Annotated in this window: 25 protein-coding genes; 16 read left to right on the forward strand and 9 right to left on the reverse strand. The window is 34.0% G+C overall.

Annotation, left to right across the window (positions count from 1 at the left end; genetic code table 11):
• Positions 1–157 precede the first annotated feature (157 nt).
• The 3 genes from ACJAZK_RS08950 to ACJAZK_RS08960 all read left to right on the forward strand — a co-directional run bounded on the left by ACJAZK_RS08950 (position 158) and on the right by ACJAZK_RS08960 (position 4,990).
• Positions 158–1,843 carry a peptidoglycan DD-metalloendopeptidase family protein gene (locus tag ACJAZK_RS08950; protein WP_415223640.1) on the forward strand — a complete coding sequence of 562 codons (1,686 nt, stop codon included), beginning with the start codon at positions 158–160 and terminating at the stop codon, positions 1,841–1,843.
• Between the two features lie 66 nt (positions 1,844–1,909).
• Positions 1,910–4,333 carry a carboxypeptidase-like regulatory domain-containing protein gene (locus ACJAZK_RS08955; protein ID WP_415223663.1) on the forward strand — a complete coding sequence of 808 codons (2,424 nt, stop codon included), beginning with the start codon at positions 1,910–1,912 and terminating at the stop codon, positions 4,331–4,333.
• On the forward strand, positions 4,334–4,990 hold the full coding sequence (locus ACJAZK_RS08960; protein WP_415223641.1) for a hypothetical protein: 657 nt from the start codon (positions 4,334–4,336) through the stop codon (positions 4,988–4,990).
• A 6-nt stretch (positions 4,991–4,996) separates the two neighbouring features.
• Here the strand turns inward: ACJAZK_RS08960 and ACJAZK_RS08965 are convergent, their stop codons facing one another.
• On the reverse strand, positions 4,997–6,142 hold the full coding sequence (locus ACJAZK_RS08965; protein WP_415223642.1) for a cysteine desulfurase family protein: 1,146 nt from the start codon (positions 6,140–6,142) through the stop codon (positions 4,997–4,999).
• A gap of 134 nt (positions 6,143–6,276) precedes the next feature.
• Between ACJAZK_RS08965 and ACJAZK_RS08970 the strand changes: the two genes are divergently transcribed.
• Positions 6,277–7,173, forward strand: a complete 897-nt coding sequence (locus ACJAZK_RS08970; RefSeq protein ID WP_415223643.1) for a hypothetical protein — start codon at positions 6,277–6,279, stop codon at positions 7,171–7,173.
• Here the strand turns inward: ACJAZK_RS08970 and ACJAZK_RS08975 are convergent.
• Entirely contained in the window at positions 7,170–7,721 is a 552-nt protein-coding gene (locus ACJAZK_RS08975) for a Smr/MutS family protein (RefSeq protein WP_415223644.1), read from the reverse strand. The genes ACJAZK_RS08970 and ACJAZK_RS08975 overlap by 4 nt on opposite strands.
• Positions 7,718–7,912: a hypothetical protein gene (locus tag ACJAZK_RS08980; RefSeq protein ID WP_415223645.1), complete on the reverse strand. Its 195-nt coding sequence runs from the start codon at positions 7,910–7,912 to the stop codon at positions 7,718–7,720. Before ACJAZK_RS08980 ends, ACJAZK_RS08975 begins: the two co-directional genes overlap by 4 nt.
• Before the next feature lie 110 nt (positions 7,913–8,022).
• Between ACJAZK_RS08980 and ACJAZK_RS08985 the strand changes: the two genes are divergently transcribed.
• The 4 genes from ACJAZK_RS08985 (at position 8,023) to ACJAZK_RS09000 (ending at position 11,644) form a co-directional block, all read left to right on the forward strand.
• Positions 8,023–8,892 carry a tail fiber domain-containing protein gene (locus tag ACJAZK_RS08985; protein ID WP_415223646.1) on the forward strand — a complete coding sequence of 290 codons (870 nt, stop codon included), beginning with the start codon at positions 8,023–8,025 and terminating at the stop codon, positions 8,890–8,892.
• 209 nt (positions 8,893–9,101) lie between these two features.
• The gene (locus ACJAZK_RS08990; RefSeq protein WP_415223647.1) at positions 9,102–10,952 is read left to right on the forward strand and encodes a T9SS type A sorting domain-containing protein; all 1,851 of its coding nucleotides are present in this window, start codon (positions 9,102–9,104) and stop codon (positions 10,950–10,952) included.
• Between the two features lie 49 nt (positions 10,953–11,001).
• Positions 11,002–11,289: a DUF2752 domain-containing protein gene (locus ACJAZK_RS08995; RefSeq protein ID WP_415223648.1), complete on the forward strand. Its 288-nt coding sequence runs from the start codon at positions 11,002–11,004 to the stop codon at positions 11,287–11,289.
• Positions 11,290–11,299: 10 nt separating this feature from the next.
• Entirely contained in the window at positions 11,300–11,644 is a 345-nt protein-coding gene (locus ACJAZK_RS09000; RefSeq protein ID WP_415223649.1) for a CCC motif membrane protein, read from the forward strand.
• Positions 11,645–11,724: 80 nt separating this feature from the next.
• Here ACJAZK_RS09000 and rocD read toward each other — a convergent pair whose 3' ends face one another.
• The 3 genes from rocD to ACJAZK_RS09015 all read right to left on the reverse strand — a co-directional run bounded on the left by rocD (position 11,725) and on the right by ACJAZK_RS09015 (position 14,081).
• Positions 11,725–13,005 (reverse strand): ornithine--oxo-acid transaminase, encoded by a 1,281-nt coding sequence (gene rocD / locus ACJAZK_RS09005; RefSeq protein ID WP_415223650.1) that lies wholly within the window; start codon positions 13,003–13,005, stop codon positions 11,725–11,727.
• A gap of 157 nt (positions 13,006–13,162) precedes the next feature.
• On the reverse strand, positions 13,163–13,549 hold the full coding sequence (locus ACJAZK_RS09010) for a DUF6768 family protein (RefSeq protein WP_415223651.1): 387 nt from the start codon (positions 13,547–13,549) through the stop codon (positions 13,163–13,165).
• Entirely contained in the window at positions 13,539–14,081 is a 543-nt protein-coding gene (locus ACJAZK_RS09015; RefSeq protein WP_415223652.1) for an RNA polymerase sigma factor, read from the reverse strand. The genes ACJAZK_RS09010 and ACJAZK_RS09015 overlap by 11 nt, the downstream gene beginning before the upstream one ends.
• Positions 14,082–14,206: 125 nt before the next feature.
• On the opposite strand from ACJAZK_RS09015, the gene rlmD reads away from it, so the two are divergent.
• Genes rlmD through ACJAZK_RS09035 form a run of 4 tightly spaced genes read left to right on the forward strand, consistent with a single transcriptional unit; the run spans position 14,207 to position 17,416 of the window.
• On the forward strand, positions 14,207–15,619 hold the full coding sequence (gene rlmD, locus ACJAZK_RS09020) for a 23S rRNA (uracil(1939)-C(5))-methyltransferase RlmD (RefSeq protein WP_415223653.1): 1,413 nt from the start codon (positions 14,207–14,209) through the stop codon (positions 15,617–15,619).
• 14 nt (positions 15,620–15,633) lie between these two features.
• A complete protein-coding gene (locus ACJAZK_RS09025) occupies positions 15,634–16,194 on the forward strand; it encodes a DUF6452 family protein (RefSeq protein WP_415223654.1) in 561 nt (186 codons plus the stop codon).
• Entirely contained in the window at positions 16,160–16,915 is a 756-nt protein-coding gene (locus ACJAZK_RS09030) for a DUF6048 family protein (RefSeq protein ID WP_415223655.1), read from the forward strand. The genes ACJAZK_RS09025 and ACJAZK_RS09030 overlap by 35 nt, the downstream gene beginning before the upstream one ends.
• A gap of 24 nt (positions 16,916–16,939) precedes the next feature.
• Positions 16,940–17,416: a hypothetical protein gene (locus tag ACJAZK_RS09035; RefSeq protein ID WP_415223656.1), complete on the forward strand. Its 477-nt coding sequence runs from the start codon at positions 16,940–16,942 to the stop codon at positions 17,414–17,416.
• Here the strand turns inward: ACJAZK_RS09035 and ACJAZK_RS09040 are convergent.
• Entirely contained in the window at positions 17,397–17,654 is a 258-nt protein-coding gene (locus tag ACJAZK_RS09040) for a hypothetical protein (RefSeq protein WP_415223657.1), read from the reverse strand. The two genes, ACJAZK_RS09035 and ACJAZK_RS09040, sit on opposite strands and share 20 nt — an antisense overlap.
• A 138-nt stretch (positions 17,655–17,792) precedes the next feature.
• On the reverse strand, positions 17,793–18,962 hold the full coding sequence (locus ACJAZK_RS09045) for a THUMP domain-containing class I SAM-dependent RNA methyltransferase (protein WP_415223658.1): 1,170 nt from the start codon (positions 18,960–18,962) through the stop codon (positions 17,793–17,795).
• A gap of 92 nt (positions 18,963–19,054) precedes the next feature.
• Here ACJAZK_RS09045 and ACJAZK_RS09050 point away from each other — a divergent pair, with 92 nt between their 5' ends.
• The 4 genes from ACJAZK_RS09050 to ACJAZK_RS09065 all read left to right on the forward strand — a co-directional run bounded on the left by ACJAZK_RS09050 (position 19,055) and on the right by ACJAZK_RS09065 (position 22,205).
• Positions 19,055–19,786: a class I SAM-dependent methyltransferase gene (locus ACJAZK_RS09050; protein ID WP_415223664.1), complete on the forward strand. Its 732-nt coding sequence runs from the start codon at positions 19,055–19,057 to the stop codon at positions 19,784–19,786.
• Complete coding sequence (locus ACJAZK_RS09055; protein WP_415223659.1) at positions 19,786–20,460, forward strand: ZIP family metal transporter; 675 nt, start codon at positions 19,786–19,788, stop codon at positions 20,458–20,460. Before ACJAZK_RS09050 ends, ACJAZK_RS09055 begins: the two co-directional genes overlap by 1 nt.
• Positions 20,461–21,171: 711 nt before the next feature.
• Positions 21,172–21,600 carry a DUF4268 domain-containing protein gene (locus ACJAZK_RS09060; RefSeq protein ID WP_415223660.1) on the forward strand — a complete coding sequence of 143 codons (429 nt, stop codon included), beginning with the start codon at positions 21,172–21,174 and terminating at the stop codon, positions 21,598–21,600.
• Positions 21,601–21,695: 95 nt separating this feature from the next.
• The gene (locus tag ACJAZK_RS09065; protein WP_415223661.1) at positions 21,696–22,205 is read left to right on the forward strand and encodes a DUF3124 domain-containing protein; all 510 of its coding nucleotides are present in this window, start codon (positions 21,696–21,698) and stop codon (positions 22,203–22,205) included.
• 135 nt (positions 22,206–22,340) lie between these two features.
• Here ACJAZK_RS09065 and trhA read toward each other — a convergent pair.
• The coding region (trhA, locus tag ACJAZK_RS09070) for a PAQR family membrane homeostasis protein TrhA (RefSeq protein WP_415223662.1) at positions 22,341–22,624 on the reverse strand (284 nt) is incomplete at its 5' end.

The following is a 22,624-nucleotide window of genomic DNA, read 5'->3' on the forward strand; positions in this document are numbered from 1 at the left end:
CTGCATGAATAATCGCAATTGTTTTATGATAAATTTTGAAATTTAATTCCATTAAATTAGTTATAATGCTGTATAATTGGAATCTAAGTGATTTATCACAATATCCTTTTGAGGATTATTTTGAAATTGATACTTTAGCATGCAACGAAATTTATTTATGAAATACACCATACTTCTACTATTCTGGTTTAATATAGGATTTTCACAATCCCCTTATCCTAAAGACTATTTTAGGAGTCCTTTAGATGTTACGTTAGTTCTTTCTGGCACTTTTGCCGAACTTAGATCAAATCATTTTCATTCTGGAATAGATATAAAAACACAACAACGCACAGGTTTAAATGTCTATGGAGTAGCAGAAGGTTATGTGAGTAGAATAAAAGTATCACATTATGGCTATGGAAAAGCCCTATACATTACCCATCCCAACGGTTATGTTAGTGTGTACGCACATTTGAGTAAATTTTCACCTCGCATCCAAAAATATATCAAAGAATGTCAATATGACAAAGAAAGCTATGAAGTAGAAGTTTTCCCTTCGCCTGATGAATTGTTAATCACTGCAGATGAAATTGTTGCTTTTTCTGGAAACAGCGGAAGTTCTGGAGGACCACATCTACACTTTGAAATTCGAGATAATGAAGAGCGTCCTATAAATCCAATGCTCTTTGGAATGGATATAAAAGATACTAAGCCTCCTGTTTTATCAGCAGTTTATGCGTACCCTAGAGACAGAAATGCACACATTAATAATATTAAAAAAAGAAAAGAGCTGCGTCTCATTCCAAATGAAAAAGGAGATTATACGACAGAGCCTATTCAAGCCTATGGAGATATTGGTTTTGGAGTGGTGACTTATGATCAACAAGATTTAGCATATAATAAAAACGGACTGAGTAACATACAAGGTTTTTACAATGGTAACAAAACCTTTGAAATGGATTTTAAACGCTTTAGTTTTGCTGAATCTAAACATATTAATCGGTTTATAGATTACGAAGTGTACAAAGAGGAAAACTCTAGAATCCAGAAATTATTTGTGCAATCTGGTAATACATTGAGCATGCTCAAAGACGTAAATGCTAATGGTTATATTACAGTAGAAGACAGCACAAATACAGTGTACAAAGTAAGACTAAGAGACTTTAGTGGTAATGAATCTTGGTTATCCATTCCTGTAAAAGGACAACCCGCTAAGGAAATTCTTGAAGCCCCTGAGCTCAAACCTAACACCTATATAATAGCCAATCAGGTTAATGAATTAGAGCAGAGCAATGTCTCTGTTTATTTTCCAACGAATACATTTTATGATGACTTTCATATTAACTTCAGTGTTTTAAATGACACTCTAAAACTCCATAAAAATACGATTCCTTTAATGAAAAGCTACACCATCACATTTGATATTAAAAATTATAGTGTTGCTGACAAAGACAAATTATTTATAGCTAATTTATACGGTTATTACCAACGACCAGGTTATATAAGCACAAAACGATTAGGTGATTTACTATCCGCAAGAACTAAATCTCTTGGAACTTTTACTTTAGCGCGAGATTCTGTTAACCCAACCATCAAACCTGTTAATTTTCAAGATGGGAAGTGGTTAAGTAAATTGAACGAGTTGAAGGTTAGTATAGACGATGATTTATCTGGAATCAGTAATTACAGAGCAACCATAAATGGGGAATGGATTTTAATGGAGTACGATTACAAAGAAGATACATTGACTTATGATTTTGATGATCATATCAATACCACAACCGAAAACAACCTAAAAATAATTGTCACAGATAATGTAGGAAATAGTACTACATTTGAATCTATCTTTTTTAGAAAATAAAAATACAACCTTTTGAAGCTACATATCTCACTACTCATTGCCTTTCTTGGCTTTTCTTTCTTCGGAATGTCGCAAACTGCAACCATTAGAGGCGTCATACTTAACGATACTAAAACACCTATTTATGGCGTAAATATCAAAGCTGGTAGCGATGGTACAACAACTAATGAAAACGGATTCTTTATTCTAAAAATCCCAGTAGACAAAGACATCACCATCATTTTTACACATATTGGACATAAACGTGTTGAAGCGAAGTTCAATTTAAAAAACGGACAAGAGATAGAATTCAACCCTGTGATGAGCATTAATATTGAGCAAATCGCAACCGTTGTTATACATACGAATACACGACAAAAAGTAGATGGTGTTGTTACGATTTCACCCGAAGTTATTAGAACCGTTAAAGGCGCAAATCCTGGTGTTGAGAATTTATTAAAGACACTTCCTGGTGTTAACATCTCTAATGAGTTGAGTACACAGTACTCTGTTCGTGGGGGAAATTTTGATGAAAATCTGGTATATGTCAACGAAATTGAGATTTATAGACCATTTTTAATCCGTTCTGGACAGCAAGAAGGTTTGAGTTTTGTAAATACAGATTTAGTACAAAATGTAGATTTCTCAGCTGGTGGGTTTCAAGCCAAATATGGAGACAAACTCTCTTCTGTTTTAGATATCACATATCGCAACCCTACCGGGTTTGGGATTCGTGCAGATGCCAGTTTACTTGGTGGTAGCATTGCTGCCGAAGCAGTGAGTAAAGATTCTAAATTCTCAGGGATTATAGGATTGCGTTACAGAGACAATAGTTTACTGATTAATTCTCTGGAAACCGAAACTAATGTGAGACCTATTTTTGCAGATGTTCAAACGTATTTAACGTATAAGTTTAGTGATAAGTTTCATCTTAATTTCCTCGGAAATATCTCACTCAACAAATACACCTTTACACCCAAGAATCGTCAGACTAACTTTGGAACTCTCGACGAGCCTGTTGCTCTTTTGGTGAACTATGACGGACAAGAGCAAGATCAATACCTCACTAATTTTGGTGCCTTTAAAGCGAATTATTTTGCAACAGATGACTTGACGCTTAAATTAATTGCGTCTGCTTACCATACGACCGAAGAAGAATATTTTGACATTTTAGCCCGCTATAGACTAGGAGAAGTAAATAGTAATATTGGTGATGAGAATTTGGGTGACGTAGAATTTTCAGAAGGTATCGGTTCACAACTCACACATGCCCGTAATGATTTGGATGCGCTAATTTTTAATATAGAGCATAAAGGAGATTACACCATTGATGACGAAACAACATTAGAGTGGTCTGTAAAATACACGCATGAAGATATACGAGATCGCCAAGTAGAATGGGAAGTTATTGATAGTGCAGGATTTTCTGTTAGACCTCCTATTTTTGATATTTCAAATAACCAACCCTATGAGCCTTTTGAAGGTCCATTAGTCGCTTTTCAAAATGTAAGAGCTACCAATGCCGTGAAAATTGATAGATTACAGGCCTATGCACAATGGAGCAAACGCACCATGCTTGGCAATAACGAAGTGTTTTATAATGCTGGTGTGAGAATTCATAACTGGACTGTAAATAGTGCTATCCCTAATCAAAATGGTGTCTCCTCGTCGACGCAAACGGTTTTTAGTCCTAGAGCACAATTTGCTATAAAACCAGATTGGGAGAAAGATATGTTATTTAGAGTTGCAGGTGGTGTGTATTATCAACCTCCTTTTTATCGAGAATTACGTGATTCTTCAGGAACTGTACAACCAGACGTAAAAGCGCAAAAGTCGTTTCATTTAGTCGTTGGTAACGACTATAGTTTCAAAATATGGGATCGTCCATTTAAGCTCGTTTCCGAAGCATACTATAAAAACATAACAGATGTAAATCCGTATACATTAGAAAATGTGAGGATTCGATACCGAGCAAAAAATAACGCGACTGCCTACGCTTATGGACTGGATTTAAGACTCAATGGAGAATTTGTTCCTGGTACTGAAAGCTGGTTTAGTTTTGGATATTTAAAAACCGAAGAAAACATTGAGGATCGCGGGTTTATTGCAAGACCAACAGATCAACGTTTAAAATTCGGAATCCTATTTCAAGATTATGTGCCTAACATCCCAGAACTTAAAATGTATTTAAACTTGGTTTATAATACTGGTGTTCCTGGTGGCTCACCTAGTTATGCAGACCCTTATAATTTTCAAACACGACTGCGAGATTATAGACGTGCCGATTTAGGAATCTCATATGTACTGGTTGATCAGAACAAAATTTACACCTCTAAGTGGAAACAAAAGTTCAAAGAATTATCTTTAGGAATAGAGATTTTCAATATGTTTGATGCACAAAACACAATTACAAATACGTGGGTTCGTGATGTGTATAGTAAACGTCAATTTGCGATTCCTAATTTTCTAACGCCTCGTGTTTTTAATGTGAGGTTGAGTGCACGATTATAGATGAAAATAGTATTAGTTTGTCTCTTTCTATCTGTAAGCTTTTATGGTTTTGGCCAAACGAGTCCTAAACCTGTATATTATTACGATGGCAATGGAGATCAAATAAAAAAGGAAGAGTATTTGAATAAATCGTCAAGATATAAGGGTCTTGACGACCGTTTTATGGCACTAGCTTTCGAAAAAGACACTTGCTTCATTGCACTTTTAAAAAAGCGAAAGACTATTGGAAAACTAAGTGCTTTACAAATGAAAAATATGTTTTCTAATCTCAATGAAGCCAATAGCAGCTCTAAACCAAAATTTAGTATTATCCAATATCACCCTGGTCGTGATGACTGTAATAATGGTAATTACAAGTCTATTGGCATTGCCTACAACATCTATCACAGAAGATATCTAAAAGAACTAAAAACATTCTTTAATTACAATATGTTTTGGATTCATAAAAAGGATGAAACTATTAAATTTCATAGAGCGAAATACATAAACTGGCGACTAGACAAAAATCAATTTATAGAAAAATTATTTTTTGAGTATCATTATGGATGTCACAGTTTTGTGATTGTAAACAACCTCAATGGTAATTACATTTCAATTTTAGGTGAGTCTAGCGGAAAAACAGTCATTGAAATGGCAAAAGAAATAAATGATTTATAAGACTTATTACTTTTCCACAAACTCCTTTAAAACCTCAATCACATAATCAACCTCTTCTTTAGTATTAAAACTACTAAACGAAAAACGTACCGATGGTCTATTTAAATGAGAGTCATCCAAAATCTCAGTAAGGACGTGTGAATTTTGAGAACTCCCACTTTGACAGGCACTTCCTTTAGAACAGGCAATCCCTTTTAAATCTAACTGAAATTGGAGCATACCTGCTTTCTCAGCAGCAATTGGTATGCAAACATTCACTAATGTATAGGTGCTTTTCTCAAGGTCTCCAGATTGACCATTAAAACTAATATCAGAAAATATAGATTGTAATTGTTCTATAAAATAAGACTTGATGGTTTTAACGTGGCTTCTTTCGGCATCTAAATTGCTGTATGAGATTGCTAATGCTTCGTCCATACCAACAATATTGTGGATAGACTCAGTTCCTGCGCGCAAGCCTCGCTCCTGCTCTCCTCCAAAGATTGAAGCTCTCAATCCGCTATTTTTCCGAAGAAAAGCAAAACCTACACCTTTTGGTCCATGAAATTTATGTGCACTAGCTGCTAAATAATCAATAGGTATTTCTTGTAAGTCTAATTTATAGTGGCCCACAGATTGAACGGTATCACTATGAAAAAGAGCATTATTTGCTTTACATAATTCGGCAACCTTTTTAAGGTCTAAAATATTACCAATCTCGTTGTTAATGTGCATCAACGTTACGAGTTGTTTTGTGTCCTTTTGTAATAGTGTTTCTAATTGTAACAAATCAATATCACCATAATCATCTAAATCTAAATACGTCACATCGATAGCATACTCTTTTTTGAGTTGATCTATAGCATGCAAAATGGCATGGTGTTCAATTTTTGAAGTAATTATTTCTGTGACTTCTAAATCTCTTACGGCGCTCCTAAGCACTAGGTTATCTGCTTCTGTACCTCCTGAGGTAAAGACTATTTCTGCAGCAGTGACATTAAAATACGACGCAATACGTTTTCTAGATAATTCAATTAAAGATTTAGATTGCCTACCGTAACTATGTGTTGATGAAGGATTACCGAAATTATATTTCATCACCTCACTCATTTTATCAATCACGTGATCACGAATGGATGTCGTAGCAGCATTATCAAAATAAACTGTTTTCATAGGGTGTATAAACTTATTGCAAAGATGCAACATTATAGACGTTTTAAAAACTATCAAATGGACCTTTCAAAATTATTTGTTAATCCCAACCTTTAAACTCATAAATCTTCTATTTTTGCTTTAAAAATACTGTGATGCGTAAATTACTATATATCTGTTTAATTGGGTTAATTGCTTTGTCTTGTGATGATGGTGATATTTTTGAGGTCAGTTTAGAGTTTGATGATGTTGCCTTAGAAACTTGCGGTAGCTTAGTTTTTTTTAAAGAAAAAGACAGTCCTCCAGAAACGTTATCAATTCAAATTAGCAATAGAACTTTTGAACAAATGTTAGCCGTAGATGTTAACAATATATTCACAGAGACATTTATGTTTAGTGCAAGTACAAATTCCTTTAATTATAGAACCTATTCTAGTATACCCGACAATGTGTTTTGTAATGACGTTCCTCCTGCCGATTTAAATATAACAAGTGATGCTGAAAGTACTTCAGGTCAAGCTGACTTAACAACTGTTTTAATTGAAGATGATAATGACGGAATTCCTGCAGAATTTGAAGACCTCAATGGAAATGGTAATTTAGACGATGATGATACCGATTTAGATGGAATACCTAATTATCTTGATGTAGACGATGATGGTGACAATGTTTACACCGTTTTAGAAGAGGTCAATTACACAGCTATAGATGGTTTTGCTAACGCGTTAGACACAGACAATGATGGCGTGCCAAATTACTTAGATAATGACGATGATGGTGACACAGTACTAACTAGAGATGAAGAAAATGTTACTCAAGATAACAATCCACAAAATGATGTTTCAGAGCCTAATGTTGGTGCAGATTATTTAAATTTTAACGTAAATACTAGCGTACCTGCCACAGAGTTTAAAGAGCATGTAATCCAGCAAGAGTTTACAATTACAATAGACATACAAAATATCCAACTGCCAAATTTAACTCAACAAGCTTTTAGTTTTGGAGAATTGACTGCAACAGGCACAAGACCAGGTGAGCCTATATTCAATTAAGAATTTACATTTTGATAAATATAAACCTCAGTCGCACCTAAACCATATTTTTGATAGTCTGCAGCGTAGTATTTTACATTATCATAACGCCCAAATAGATAATCTAATTCAGATTTTAGAACGCCTTCGCCTACACCATGGATAAATACCACTTTTTGAATGCGTTTTTGAATAGCAAACTCCAATTTATGTCGTGCAGTATCTAATTGGAGATTCAACATATCATAATTACTCATATGTTTATTAGACGTTGTGATTTGATGAATATGCAAATCGACTTCCATAGCAGGAAGCGCTCTATCTTTTGGTTTTACTTTAACTGATTTGCGCTTATGCGCGGTTTCTTTCTCGTTAATGACAGTATTGACATCCATATCTGCAAATAATTGTGAAGACAAGGACTTGGTTTTTATGACTTCAGAAGACAAAAATTCCATATCAAAACCGTCCTCTGTTTCAATAGTAACCGTCTCACCAGAAATCTTTAAAATAACACCGTTAATAGCTTCATCTAAAACGGAAACTGAGTCACCAACTTTCAAAGTCATTCTATAGTATTTTGAGGTTCGTCGTCTTGATCGTTCTTACTAGGAATATTTCTAGAGATATTGTACACCCCTAGCATTAGAATTACTATTCCAGAAATTAGGATTAATTGGTTTTGCTCAGCTTTTGCTTGAGCATAAATAGCTACTAGTCCACCAATTGCGATTAAAAAATAACTGATTTTTTTAGACATAAATGAATGTTAACATGATTAAATTACGATACATCGAATTTACTTATAAAATTCAATAATCTAAGATATCTTCACCACTTAGTTTTTATTTTAATAATTAACCTAAGAATATGACAATCAACCTTAAAAGACTTATTGTAATACTTATAATAGTAAATTTCAGCTTAGTAAACGCACAAGTGGGTATTGGGACAACGACTCCGGCATATACATTTGAAGTTGTCAACACAGGTAATATTGGAGCGACTCCTTTAATCCAATCTACAAACTCAGGGATAGATGGCGTTCCAATATCTGCCTACAACCTCTCAGCAACTAACCCGTATAATGGATTAGAAGGAATAACTTCTTATTCAGGAAATGCATATACTCCCTTTGGTATTTTGGGGTTAGCCATCTATGGTGGTGGTGGAAATACTGCCTCGGTTGGAGTTTTTGGTACAAGTAATGAATATCAAGGAACTGGAGTTCTAGGTTCTCGCTATAACAGTGGTGGGCCTGATACAGGATGGGGAGGCCAATTTTATAATGATTTAGGATATACTGGCTTCTTTGGTACTATGTCTGATCAAAGAACAAAAAAAGATATCTCTCAAATTAATAATGCCTTAACGATTATTGATGAATTAAATCCTGTTACATATTTCTTTGATTTAGAGAAATATCCAACCATGGGGCTAAATGAAGAAATGGAATATGGTTTTATAGCTCAAGAAGTCAGAGAAATTCTACCAGAAATCACTAGAATAAAAAACTTTAATACGAAAGCGTCTGTTGAATTTAAAGCGAATCAAAAGGTAGAAAACAATAATGAAAGTTTCGTTGCTGTTGATTATACTAGAATTATTCCAATCTTAACTAAAGGTATTCAAGAGCAACAAGCAATAATAAATATTCAAAATTCAAAAACTCAAGCTCTAGAAGCTAAACTATTGCTTTTAGAAGCAAAGCTTAACACGCTAATTGAAAGTCAAAATTAAAATATTTGTTTTTCGAAAATTGATAAACTATTTCAAAAGTCAATGTGTTTTTAAAATCAATATGATTTTCATCGAGAATAATCACCTTACAACCTGTTGATGTTTTAAAAATCAGATAATTACCTATCTTTATTTCTTAGAATAAATATAGTTTCCCCGAAGCTACATTTTGTCATCCTTAACCACTAACGTATTAATATTGGAACAACATGATTAAACACATACTCTTTTTAATTTGTATTGTATCAAGTCTCAGTGCCTCTGCACAATTAACAGTAACGAATAGCTCATTTATTTTCGTAGATGGTGATGGTTTTATTGAAGGACCTGATGTGGCTCCTTTATTTGTTACAGGAGCCATAAATCTTAACGAAGCAGATAGTAAAATTTATTTGCGTAACGAAGCACAGATAATCCAAGGCAATACTGCTTCAACGAATTCTGGTGTTGGTCAATTAAGTGTGCAACAAACTGGCAATACGAATCAATGGGCTTACAATTATTGGTGCTCTCCTGTAGGAAATAACACGGCTACTCCAGGGAATGAGTCCGCTAGAGTTGGACTTATAGACGAATCAATGGGATTGACAGATAGTAATAATGCTAATTTTACATCAGACTATAATGGTACAGCTTCCCCTTTAACAATTTCAAATAGATGGCTATATAAATTTGTAGTTTCTGACGAATATGGTGAATGGAATGGTCTCGACGAAACAACAGCGATAGCTCCTGGACTTGGATTTACAATGAAAGGTATGGGTTCTACACTAGCTCCAGGCGCAAGTAGTCAGCAATATGACTTTAGAGGAAAACCTAATAGCGGTACGATAACTAATAGTATAGCTGCTAACCAATTTACATTAATTGGTAATCCATACCCATCAGCTTTAGATGCAGCAGACTTCTTATGGGATAGTCAAAATACAAATATTGATGAAGCAAGTCCCTTTGTAGCATCAATGACTGGTGCTCTGTATTATTGGGAGCAGGCACCTAATTCTAACTCTCATTATATTGAAGATTATGTCGGTGGCTATGCTACTTATACCTGCACAGAACCTGATGGTTCAGATAATGTTACTGAATCTTTTGTTCCAGCACCTTATTTATTCTATTTTGCTGATGGTACTGTAAATTCACCTCCTGGTACTCCAACAAATGGAATAAAAGTTGCAAAACGTTACATCCCAATTGGACAAGGATTTATGGTAGAGGGAGCTGCAAATAGTTCCATATATGTAAAAAATTCACACCGTGACTTTTATAAAGAGTCCTCTTCAGATAGTGAGTTTTTTAGAACTAGTGATGACAATACAAATGACAATAACTCGGTTCCAAGTCAATATGATGAGAATGGGCATTTTTTGGTATCATCAGATTATAAACGATTTAGATTTGCAGCAAGCTTTAATGATTTATACTCTAGAGAAATATTAGCAAATTTTCATGACAATGCGACCGATGGATTTGATTACGGCATGGAAGGAAAAAGTCCTAGTGTTTTTGAAACAGATATACATTGGACTTTAGAAAACGAAGATTATGTCATTCAAGCTCATAGTTTTGATATAGAATTAACAATTCCTTTAGTTGTAAAAGTTAAACATCAACAACCAATAACATTTGGAATCTTTGATATCCAAAATTTTGACACCTCTCAACCCATCTATATCCATGATCTTGAAAACGACATCTATGTTGATCTAAGACAACAAAACTATAGCATCAACTTAGATGCAGGAAACTACACAGACCGCTTCGAAATCACCTTCCAAAATGCTGAAAATTTAGATGTTGCAGACATTACAGATGAAGATTTTATGGTCTTCCAGAATACTAAAAACTCAGAATTAACTGTTTTAAATCCAAACGGTTTAGATATTAAATCTGTGACTCTTTTTGATATATCAGGAAAAATAGTAATCAATGCTAAAAATCTAGGGGCTCAAAATGATTACAGTTTTTCTACACAATCACTAAGTGAAGGTGTTTATGTTGCTAATATAACAGTGGCTAGTAATCAATCTATTTCTAAGAAGGTTGTGATCAAAAACTAATCACAAATGATTTTTTTTGCTACTTTTACAGCACCTTATCTGATTAAATATGATGTCTCCAGAAGACTATATGTTGCCTTGCTTAAATAAACAACTCTTTGGGTTAGATTGCATGGGCTGTGGTATGCAAAGGTCAATAGCATTACTCTTAAATGGTGACTTTATTGCTGCGTTTCAAATGTATCCTGCTATTTATAGCTTAATAGCCTTAGTTGGTGTTATCTTTTTAAATTACTTCAGAAATTTCAAGTATGGTTACAAAATAATTATTATTTTGGCACTTATAAATGCCTCACTCATACTTGGCAATTTTATTTATAAAACCTTTATCAACTAAACACCATAACATGGAACACAATCAAACCCAAGAACAATTAAAAAATTCAACCTTAATTTTAGTATTAGGAATCTTATCAATAGTCACCTGTTGCTGCTATGGCGTAATAGGGATTGTACTAGGAATAATTACTATCGTACTCGCACAAAAAGCTACAGCGATTTATGCAGCTAACCCTGACATGTATACAGGATTTCAAAATGTCAAAATCGGAAAAATACTGGCAATCATTGGCTTAGTGTTAAGTGTACTTTATCTACTAGCAACCATTTGGGCGGTTACGACTTTTGGATGGGAAGCTATGCAAGACCAAGAGTTAATGCAAGAAAAAATGAAAGAGATGATGGGGCAATAGTATCCTGATATTTTATAATAACAAAAAACCTCAATAGAAATATTGAGGTTTTTTTATACAATGTACTTTCTTTAAAAATTTTAAGCTTCAAACTGCTTTAACGTCTTAACAATAATAGACACACAATCTAATAATTGCGCTTTAGTCATCACCAAAGGTGGCGCAAAACGAATGATATTACCGTGAGTTGGCTTTGCTAAAAGCCCGTTTTCTTTAAGAGCCATGCAAATATTCCATGCGGTATCACTGTCTTCATCATCATTAATAACAATAGCGTTTAACAAACCTTTTCCTCTCACGAGTTTTACAATAGGACTCGTTTCGATATAAGTATTCAGTTCACTTCGGAAAAGTACTCCCAATTGAAATGCATTTTCTGCTAAATCCTCATCTCTAACCACTTCAAGTGCAGCCATTGCTACTGCAGCGGCTATGGGATTACCACCAAAAGTACTGCCGTGATTTCCTGGCCCAATAACATTCATAATTGGATCATTTGCTAAAACAGCAGATACTGGATAAGCGCCTCCAGATAAAGCTTTACCTAAAATTAAAATATCTGCTTTTACTTCTGGAGTACCAGAGCAATTTTTATCTATACAGCTGCAATTTCCGCAGGTTGCTAATAAACGACCTGTTCTTGCGATTCCTGTTTGTACTTCATCTGCTATAAACAGCACATTATGCTTTACGCACAACGCTTTTGCTTTTGCTAAGTAACCTTCCGACGGAACATACACTCCTGCTTCTCCTTGAATTGGTTCTACCAAGAATCCAGCGATATTGGTATTACTTTCTAAAACATCTTCTAATGCCTTTAGATTATCGTATTCTATTTTTATAAATCCTTTCGTATAAGGGCCAAAGTTTTTTCTAGCAACATCATCATTACTAAAAGAGATGATGGTTGTAGTTCTTCCATGGAAATTATTCTCACATACCACTATTTGTGCTTCATTCTCTGCAATACCTTTGACCTCATAAGCCCATTTTCTACAAATCTTCAAAGCAGTTTCAACTGCTTCTGCACCTGTATTCATTGGTAATAACTTATCGAAATTAAAATACTCAGATGCGTATTTCTCATATTTCCCTAGCATGTCATTATAGAACGCTCTTGATGTCAAACTAAGCGTTTTTGCCTGCGCAGTCATAGCATCAACAATTTTAGGATGACAATGCCCTTGGTTTACTGCAGAATAAGCAGACAGAAAATCATAATATTTCTTGCCTTCTACATCCCAAACATACACACCTTCTCCTCTACTCAATACTACTGGTAAAGGATGGTAATTGTGTGCACCATACTTGTTTTCTAAATCTATCGCTTGTTGCGAAGTTAATTGGTCTAAAACAGCCATTTTAAAAATAATTTAAAGTTAATACCCAAACTACTGGGTATTTAAAATAACCATTCCTTCTGTACCTTTATTCTTTCAAAGTCATGAAAAAGCAGCGTGGGAGAGAAATCATCCCTAGGACTGGCAAATTAAGAATTTTATGCAACGAAATAAAATCTTATTCTGAAATTTTCCCTGACAACGACGAAATTTGTAGCTCTAAACGTTTCATTTCTCTCAAAATAGCATTTCTATCCATTGCCATCCAAGAATATAGTTTCAACATACTCATTACAATGAAGCAAAAGAAGAAACCAGCAATCCATAACAACAGATTGTTTGCATTCTCCTCATCAAACGTTTTTACCAAACAATAAATAGCCAGTCCAAAAGCAATAATATTCATGATGTGCATAATTAAGGTAAACCACCAATTTTTACCTCGATACAAACCACGAACCATCCCAAATATGTTTTGCCCTTCTAATGAATCGTAAAATTTCGTTTCCTCCTCTGTTAAGGTGTCTTTGATTAATTTATCTATGTCTTCCATTTTAGGTTTCATAATTATGGTATTTTAATATTAATTTCAGTTTTTCTCTCGCGTTATAAAGCCTTGATTTTGTAGTACCTACAGAAATACTAAGTGTCTCACTAATTTCTTTTAATGAATACGATTGAGTATAAAAAAGTCTCACAACGACTTGTTGTTGGCCTGGCAATTGTTTTACTGCTTTTAAGAGCACCTCTTTTAACGTGTTGTTTTCTTTATAAGTCTCTACGATACCTATTTGCTGTTCAACTGTATTAGAAACTCTTAAGCGCTCTTTACTTCGTATTCTCAGATGATCTAACGACTTTGAATATACTATTCGCAGTGCCCAACTACCAAAACGACTCACATCGTTAAGCGTTTCAATCTTATCTATAATAACCTGCCATGATTCTTGAGCAATATCTTTAGCTACATCGGCATCCTTAACCAACCAATATGCTTTTTTACAGAATATAAGATGCCACTTTTTAACTAAACTAGCTAGTGCTTTTTTGTTTCCTAACTGAAACTCTAAAACTAGAATATCATCTTCTTTTTGCATTATATTTTGACTAGGTTACATATTAAAGACGCAGAAATAACTGAAAGGTTCATTTATTTTTGAAGTTTTTTCAAGATAATTCTATTTACCTATATTTTATGTGTTTCGATTATTATTTTTGTACCATGGCAAGAAGTAAAAACAAACGACAGATTTTCGAGAATATCGAAGTGATAGATGCAGGTGCAAAAGGAAAAACGATTGGTAAAGCGCCAGATGGCCGGGTTATTTTTTTACCAAATGCAGTTCCTGGAGATGTTGTGGACGTCCAAACTTTTAAAAAGCGCACATCTTATTTTGAAGGTAAAGCTATAAAATTCCATAAACTGTCTGATAAAAGAACAACACCTAAATGTGAACACTTTGGTGTTTGTGGTGGTTGTAAGTGGCAGGATATGGATTACAAATATCAGCTAGAATACAAGCAAAAAGAAGTGACTAATAATTTAGTACGTCTTGGCCATTTAGAATTACCTGAGGTTACGCCTATTCTTGCTGCTGCAGAACAGTATTTCTATCGTAACAAAATGGAGTTCTCATTTAGCGATAGTCGTTGGTTAACTGTAGACGAAATACAATCTGAAGAGGACTTAGGAGATAGAAATGCTTTAGGTTTTCATATTCCCGGAATGTGGGACAAGATTCTAGACATCAATAAATGTTGGTTACAAGCAGATCCATCTAATGCCATTAGAAACGCTGTAAAAGATTTTGCAGTAGAAAATGATTTAGAATTTTTCAATACGAGAAACCAAACCGGTCTATTGCGCACGATGATGCTTCGTACATCTACCACTGGTGATTTGATGGTAATGATTCAATTTTTTAAAGAAGATAAGCCAAAACGTGAATTACTGCTCAATTTTCTAGCAGATAAATTTCCGCAGATCACATCCTTACAATATGTCATAAACGGAAAAGCGAACGATACGATTTACGATCAAGATGTCATTCTTTATAATGGTGAAGATCACATTTTTGAGGAAATGGAAGGCTTACGATTTAAAATCAATGCTAAATCATTTTACCAAACCAATTCTCATCAAGCTTATGAATTGTATAAAATCACAAGAGATTTTGCCAATTTAAAAGGTGATGAACTCGTTTATGATTTATACACAGGTACAGGAACCATAGCTCAATTTGTTGCCAAACAAGCTAAATATGTTGTGGGTGTTGAAGCTGTGCCAGATGCCATTATTGCAGCTAAAGAAAATGCGCAATTAAATGGTATTGAAAACGTTAACTTTTTTGTTGGAGACATGAAAAATGTGTTTAATGATGCCTTTATTAAACAAAACGGACAACCAGATGTTATTATTACAGATCCTCCTCGCGATGGGATGCACAAGGATGTTGTTAATCAAATATTAAATATTGCGCCAGAAAAAATAGTTTATGTAAGTTGTAATAGTGCAACGCAAGCAAGGGATTTAGCTTTGATGAAAGATGTTTATAAAATCACAAAAACTCAGGCTGTTGATATGTTCCCACAAACGCATCATGTCGAGAATGTTGTACTCCTAGAAAAAAGATAATTAAAATAGTAATTGTGAAACGAATCATAAGTTTATGTAGTTGTATTGCGCTCATTGCCATCATAACATGGAGTTGCGAGCGCGATGATATTTGTGCTGAGGCTACGCCTACAACGCCTCATTTAATCATTAGATTTTATGATGTTAATATCCCTGAGAATCTTAAACAAGTTAGACAATTGGAGGTTGACGGACTTAACGATATGAACGTTCCAAACTCCGAAACTCCAATAGTCACCAGAACGACTACAGACTCTATTAACTTACCTTTACGTTTTCAAGAAGATGGTATTGATGGGGAAGGAACTACTACACGATTTCAATTAATAAAAAATGCTGATTTTGCTGATAACTCGGATGAGACAAATGATCATAACATAGACATTATAACTATAAAATACACACCAGAATTTATTTACGTCTCCAGAGCTTGTGGCTATAAAAGCATCTTTAATTTAGATGATCCTGACGGAATAACTAGAGCATTAGATGCCGACCCTTGGATAACAAGTTTTGACATAATTAATCAAACCGTAGAAAATGAAAACGCAGCACAGATTATTATTTATCATTAATTTGATAATAGTGATGCTATTTTCATTAGCATCTCACGCACAAATAGGTGATACTGAAAAACCAGCAGACACGTTAGTTTACAAACAAAAATACGGACTCCGATTAGGTGGTGACATTGGTAAAATAGCCCGTTCTTTTATCGATAAGGAGTATACTGGTTTTGAAATTAATGGTGATTACAGATTGACCAAGAAACTATACATTGCTGGTGAGTTAGGTACAGAAGAACGCAGAATAGCGACAGATTTTTTAGACGTCACTGCAAACGGAAGCTACTTTAAAGCAGGTATTGACTACAACACGTATACAAATTGGTTAGACATGCAAAACATGGTTTACACTGGTATTAGAGTTGGCGTGAGTACCTTTAGTCAAACTCAAAATCAATTTACAGTTTATAATCCAGACCAATATTGGCCTAATCAGTTTACGGAGCAAACACCACAAGAGTTTAGTGGACTATCTGCAATTTGGGCAGAATTAATTATAGGTCTTAAGGCAGAATTATTTACAAATCTATATGCAGGTCTAAATATTCAAATTAAAGCAATGGTAACACAAGATCAACCTGTTGGTTTTGAAAACTTGTATGTTCCTGGCTTCAATAGAACTTATGATAGCGGTCGTTTTGGATTAGGTTTTGGTTATACCATCTCTTATTTAGTTCCTATTTTTAAGAAAGACAAGAAAGTTGTTGTTAAAAGAAGAGATAAAGAATAACACTACTTTACATACACAAAAGACATGAAATCAATCTTTACCCTAGTTTTACTTATTGCTTTTCAAATGACATTAAATGCACAACATACCAATGTGTGGAAAGATGGAAAACTTACTTTTATTACAAAGACTAAGGTAGATAGCGAAGGTGATGAAAATGAAACAGATTATGATGCCGGCAATGATACAGTAGGTATCAATATGGAAATAATTAACTACCAAGATCAGTTAGAGAAATACCTAAATGACATAAAATTTTCTTCTAGTCAAGGTTGCTCAGATATGAGACTAGAATTAAAAAAAGTAGGTACTTCATTTTTAAATAATCACGAAAGCTTTTACTCTGTTTGCTATGATAAAGAATACAAGGAAACAATAATCAATGCCGTTATTCATCGTGATGATATAAAGAAAGTTTATGATATAGCACTATACTGCTATGATATCACTTTAGAGGAAGGCTTAGAAGTTCTTAAATCAATTACCTTTTTAGAGGAATAAATAATATTTGATAACCATCTCTAGAATGATCTATTCCATTTATTTTAGCCATAGCTCTAAAAAACAGGGTATCCACAGCCGTTCTTAGCATTCTAATTCTCAAACCACCTTCTTTTTTAATTAGTTTTTCAACTTCAGATAGAGTGTGCTCTGGTGTTGATGTACTCAAAGTCAATACATAATTAGTGAATTCGTTAGCAGAGATACGTTCTGTTTGGGAGGTTTTACTTCTTTTCAAAGTAGACTAAGGTACTATAGAGTCCCCCGGAATAATACAAGTCGCCGTTTTAAACGTTTTACATTTTAATTCTTGTCCAAAACCAGAGACACTAATAAGAAGGAATACCACAAAACAGAACAAACACTTTATCAGTATTTAATCTTCATCAGTATTCATGTACTTTCCCTTCTTACTCCCTTCATACATCACATATTTCAAAAGTCGCGCTTCTAATTTTGCATTCACCAAATGAATTTTTCGAGAAGGTCTCAAACCAACATGTTTTAAAGCTTCGAGGTTTGAAGTAATAAACCAAGAGTCTGTTCCTGGGTATCCTTGTTTTAAGGTATCGCCAATATTTTTATAAAACTCCTCCATATTGATATCTAAACGCTCACCATAAGGTGGATTAAAAACCATATGTAATTTATTCTCACCTGCTTTTTGTGTTTTAAAGAAATCCTCGTGCTTTATAGTGATAAATTCATCTAAATGAGCATTCTTTATATTGTCCTTAGCTTTTGAAACTGCACTTGGAGACTTATCATAACCAATCATTTTATGATGAAAATCTCTAGTTTTACTGAGTAATGATGCTTCAATCTTCTCAAATAAGTCCACATCCCAATCTCCCCAACGCTCATATGCAAACTCCTTACGCATTAAATTTGGTGGAATATTACAAGCAATCATAGCAGCTTCTGCTAAAATAGTTCCACTACCACACATTGGATCCATAAAATCAGATTGACCATCCCAACCAGACAACATAACAAGTCCTGCAGCAAGTACTTCGTTTATAGGTGCGATATTCGTTGCCGTTTTATAACCTCTCTTATGTAAAGATTCTCCAGACGAGTCTAAGGATATTGTACAAACTTGTCGGTCAATATGAACATTAATCTTCAAATCAGGAAAACGCAGATCCACATTTGGTCGTTGTCCATCAGTCTCTCTAAACTTATCTACAATGGCATCTTTAGTTTTTAAAGCGACATACTGAGAGTGTGTAAACGCCTTTGAATGTACTGTAGCATCTACAGCCAAGGTTCCAGTAGCCTTTAGATACTTATCCCAAGGCATTTTATAAACCTGATCATAAAGATCTTGTTCATTGAGCACCTTAAAAGTTTTTATAGGTTTTAGTATTTTAATGGCAGTACGTAGTGCTAAGTTGGCCTTATACATAAAGCCCTTATCACCTTCAAAACTAACGTTTCTAACGCCTTTTTTAACATGCATTGCACCTAACTGTATGAGTTCTCGCTCTAATAACTCTTCAAAGCCAAATAAGGTTTTGGCTACCATTTTGTAATTATTCTCCATGAACATAGTCTAATAGGTTGCGAAAATAAAGTATTTTTGTGGCAACCTAACGATATTTAATAATGAGATTCCCACTTTCGTGGGAAATGTATATGACAAAAGATACTCAACAATGGTACGCCTCGTGGTTTGACTCACCGTTTTACCATATTTTATATAAAGACCGTGATGATACTGAAGCGCAACATTTCATGGATAACCTCACCGATTATCTAAATATTCCTGAACACGGTGAGATTTTAGATTTAGCTTGCGGAAAAGGGAGACACTCTGTATATCTCAATAGTTTAGGCTATCATGTTACAGGAGCAGATTTATCTGAAAACAGCATCGAGTACGCCAAACAATTTGAAAATGACACACTTCAATTTGAAGTACATGACATGTGCAAACCGTATAAAAAACAATTTGATGCAGTTTTTAATTTATTTACAAGTTTTGGCTATTTTGAAAAAGAAGAGGACAACTTAAACACTATAAGAGCAATACATGCAGATTTAAATGCGTCTGGTTTTGGTGTTATCGACTTTTTAAACAGTAACAAAGTTATAAATAACTTAGTAGATGAAAATATAAAAACTGTTGACGGTATCGACTTCCATCAAAAAAGAAGTGTGGTAGATGGTTATATTGTAAAAGATATTTCTTTTTCTGCTGAAGGTGAAGATTATAAATTTCAAGAACGCGTTAGAGCATTTACTTTAGAAGACTTTGAAGCTCTCTTTGAAAAAGCAGGGGTCTATTTATTAGACGTTTTTGGTGATTATAAATTGAACCGGTTTGATCCAAAAACATCAGAACGTTTAGTCATGATATTTAAATAATGCAGTCGTACTTACTTCCCATACTCGCAGTTGGTATTGGTGTTATTTTGGCATTCATAACCAAAAAGGATAAATTATCTTACACCAAACTCCTACTCTCTTTTAGTGGTGCTTTTTTATTAGCACTCACCCTATTTGATTTGCTTCCAGAAGTGTATCATCATCTTGAAGCAAAAACCACTGGATTATTTATCATGGGTGGTATTTTACTTCAAATCATTTTAGAATTTTTCTCCAAAGGAGCCGAGCATGGACATGTACATATTCATAAAGACGAGACTGCCTTTCCATGGATGTTATTTATAAGTCTCTGTTTACACAGTTTCTTAGAAGGCTTCCCAATACACGAGCATAACGATATGGTTTACGGAGTTCTCATTCATAAAATCCCAATTGCAGCACTCATCTCTGCCTTTTTAATACACTCTAGCTTTAGTAAACTTCAAATTATAAGTTTCCTAGTTGTATTCACCATAATGACACCGTTGGGAACTTTTATGTCGAATGCTTCGGAAATATCCACTGACTACCTTACAATGATCAATGCCATTGTCATTGGAATCTTTTTCCATATTTCTACGACGATACTTTTTGAAAGTGGTGAAGGTCATAAGTTCAATCTTTCAAAATTGATTGCCATTATTTTGGGTGTTGGAATTGCTTATATCATTTAGTAAGCGTTAATTTGATTATGAACGAAAGCGATTATAAAGGGGTTTTACACAAAGAAGTTAGTAATATTTCAAAATCAATACAAGATTCCATTGCGTTTCAAGTATGCTGTTGGATCATTTAATTATGACGATGCTTATTGTTCCTCCATGGCTTTTGATGATGGATATAATGATAAGTGAAATTTAATAATCAGGTATCGAGGTTTGCTTTCTTGTCAATGTTTTTTATGTATTTAAACAAAGATTTTTTTAATACTAAAAGTCCTGCAAAACAAATTTTAGGATATCAAGTTATTAATCGGAAAACTGAAAAACCTGCGACTGAATTACAATGCTTTATAAGGACTTTCACAATATGTTTAGCTTGGCCTTTAGAAGTCATTGTCGGATTCATAAATCCCGAAAGACGAATTGGTGATTTTATTACGAATACAAAAGTTGTCGTATCTGAAAAAGAAAAATTAATTAGTCTATGGACGGACCTGAAAAGCACAACAATGAAATTAAATTTTATCAGAGTTTTATAATTGGTGGAATTTACTTTTATGGAATAAGTCAACTAATACACATTATGAATTAAAAAAATAGTTTACAAAACTATATATAATGTATTGCTAGTTCTATATAGGAATATAAAACCGAAAGAATTCTCCTAAGTTTTGTTTTCTTTTGTAAATCTAATCAGTCTATTATTCAAAAACACTAGTATACATGTTTTCAAAAGAAGAGAGTCGTATTTTAAGAGAAGAGTTCTGGACAAGTTTCGGGAAGTCTTTCCCTAGAAAATGGATTCTATATGACACAAAAATCAAAGGCTTTTCGTTTAAATTTCATTTCGATACTAAAAAGGCATTAGTCACTCTTGACCTCGAAGATGATTTAGAAAACCGAATCAAATACTGGGAGAAACTACAATCTTTAAAATCTATTTTGATTGATGACTATCTTCCTTATGTTATTTTTAAAGAAGAATACGTCCTAGAAAACGGTAAAGAAATTTCTAGAATCTATAGACCTCTAGAACAGAAGGTCTCTATCCATAATAAAAACACTTGGCGAGATGTTATGGTGTTTTTTTATGATACTATGAATCAATATGAAGCCTTCTTTGAGGAGTATCGTGATGTACTAGAGGATTAGTTAATTTGAATTTCTCGACTAAATAGTCGAACTTCGTTATAGACCGTTATCATTATTAACAGAACTACACGTGACGTGTAATAGATCTCATAACTATGAAACTAACCTCTATACTCTTCGCTCTCTCTATAATTATCGTTAGTTGTGATACCTCACAAAAAACCGAAGATGTACATAAAGAAAACTGGGCAAAACGTAAAATTGATATTTCTAATAAAACGAACCTACAAACGGGACTATCCTATTTATCCATATACTCACAGATTTACAGTATCTCTCAACACAAAACACGTAATTTAACAGCACTGGCTAGCCTAAGAAATCTTAGCACAAAAGATACTATTTATATTCTTAAAGCGGGTTATTATGGTACACATGGTAACTTATTGACCACTTATTTTGATCATGCTATTTATTTAGCACCTCTAGAAACTACCGAAATTATTATTGATGAAGTTGATATTGAAGGAGGTACTGGATCAAACTTTATTTTTGAGTGGAGTATTCCTCAAAATTGCCCTGAACCTTTATTTGAAGGTGTAATGAATTCTACCGCAGGACAACAAGGCTTATCGTTTACGACACAATCTATTAGGATTGAGTAAGTTATTTTATGAACTCATCTAACGAGTACATAAACAGTGACAGCATTAAAGACGCATAAATTTAAGATTGTATTGATCCCGTCAATTTTCTTTAGCTTTTATAAAAAAAGCGTAACGCTCGTGCAAAGAATCTTTTTATATCACAGATCCATAAATCATAAAAAAATGACAAATAGCACCTCCTAAGACGAACAGGTGCCAAATCACATGGTTATATGGGATTTTTTCTACCAGATAAAAGATAATTCCAACAGTATAAAAAGAACCTCCTGCGAATAAGAGATAAAGTCCGTTGATTGGCATGCGAGCGGACAAAGCGGTAAAATCAAAAATAATCAACCAACCCATAACCAAATATAAGAGCGTTGATAAAATCTCAAAACGACCTGTAAAAAATAACTTTAGCAGAGTACCAACCG

The organism is Psychroserpens sp. (assembly GCF_047633235.1).
Taxonomy (GTDB): Bacteria; Bacteroidota; Bacteroidia; order Flavobacteriales; family Flavobacteriaceae; genus Psychroserpens.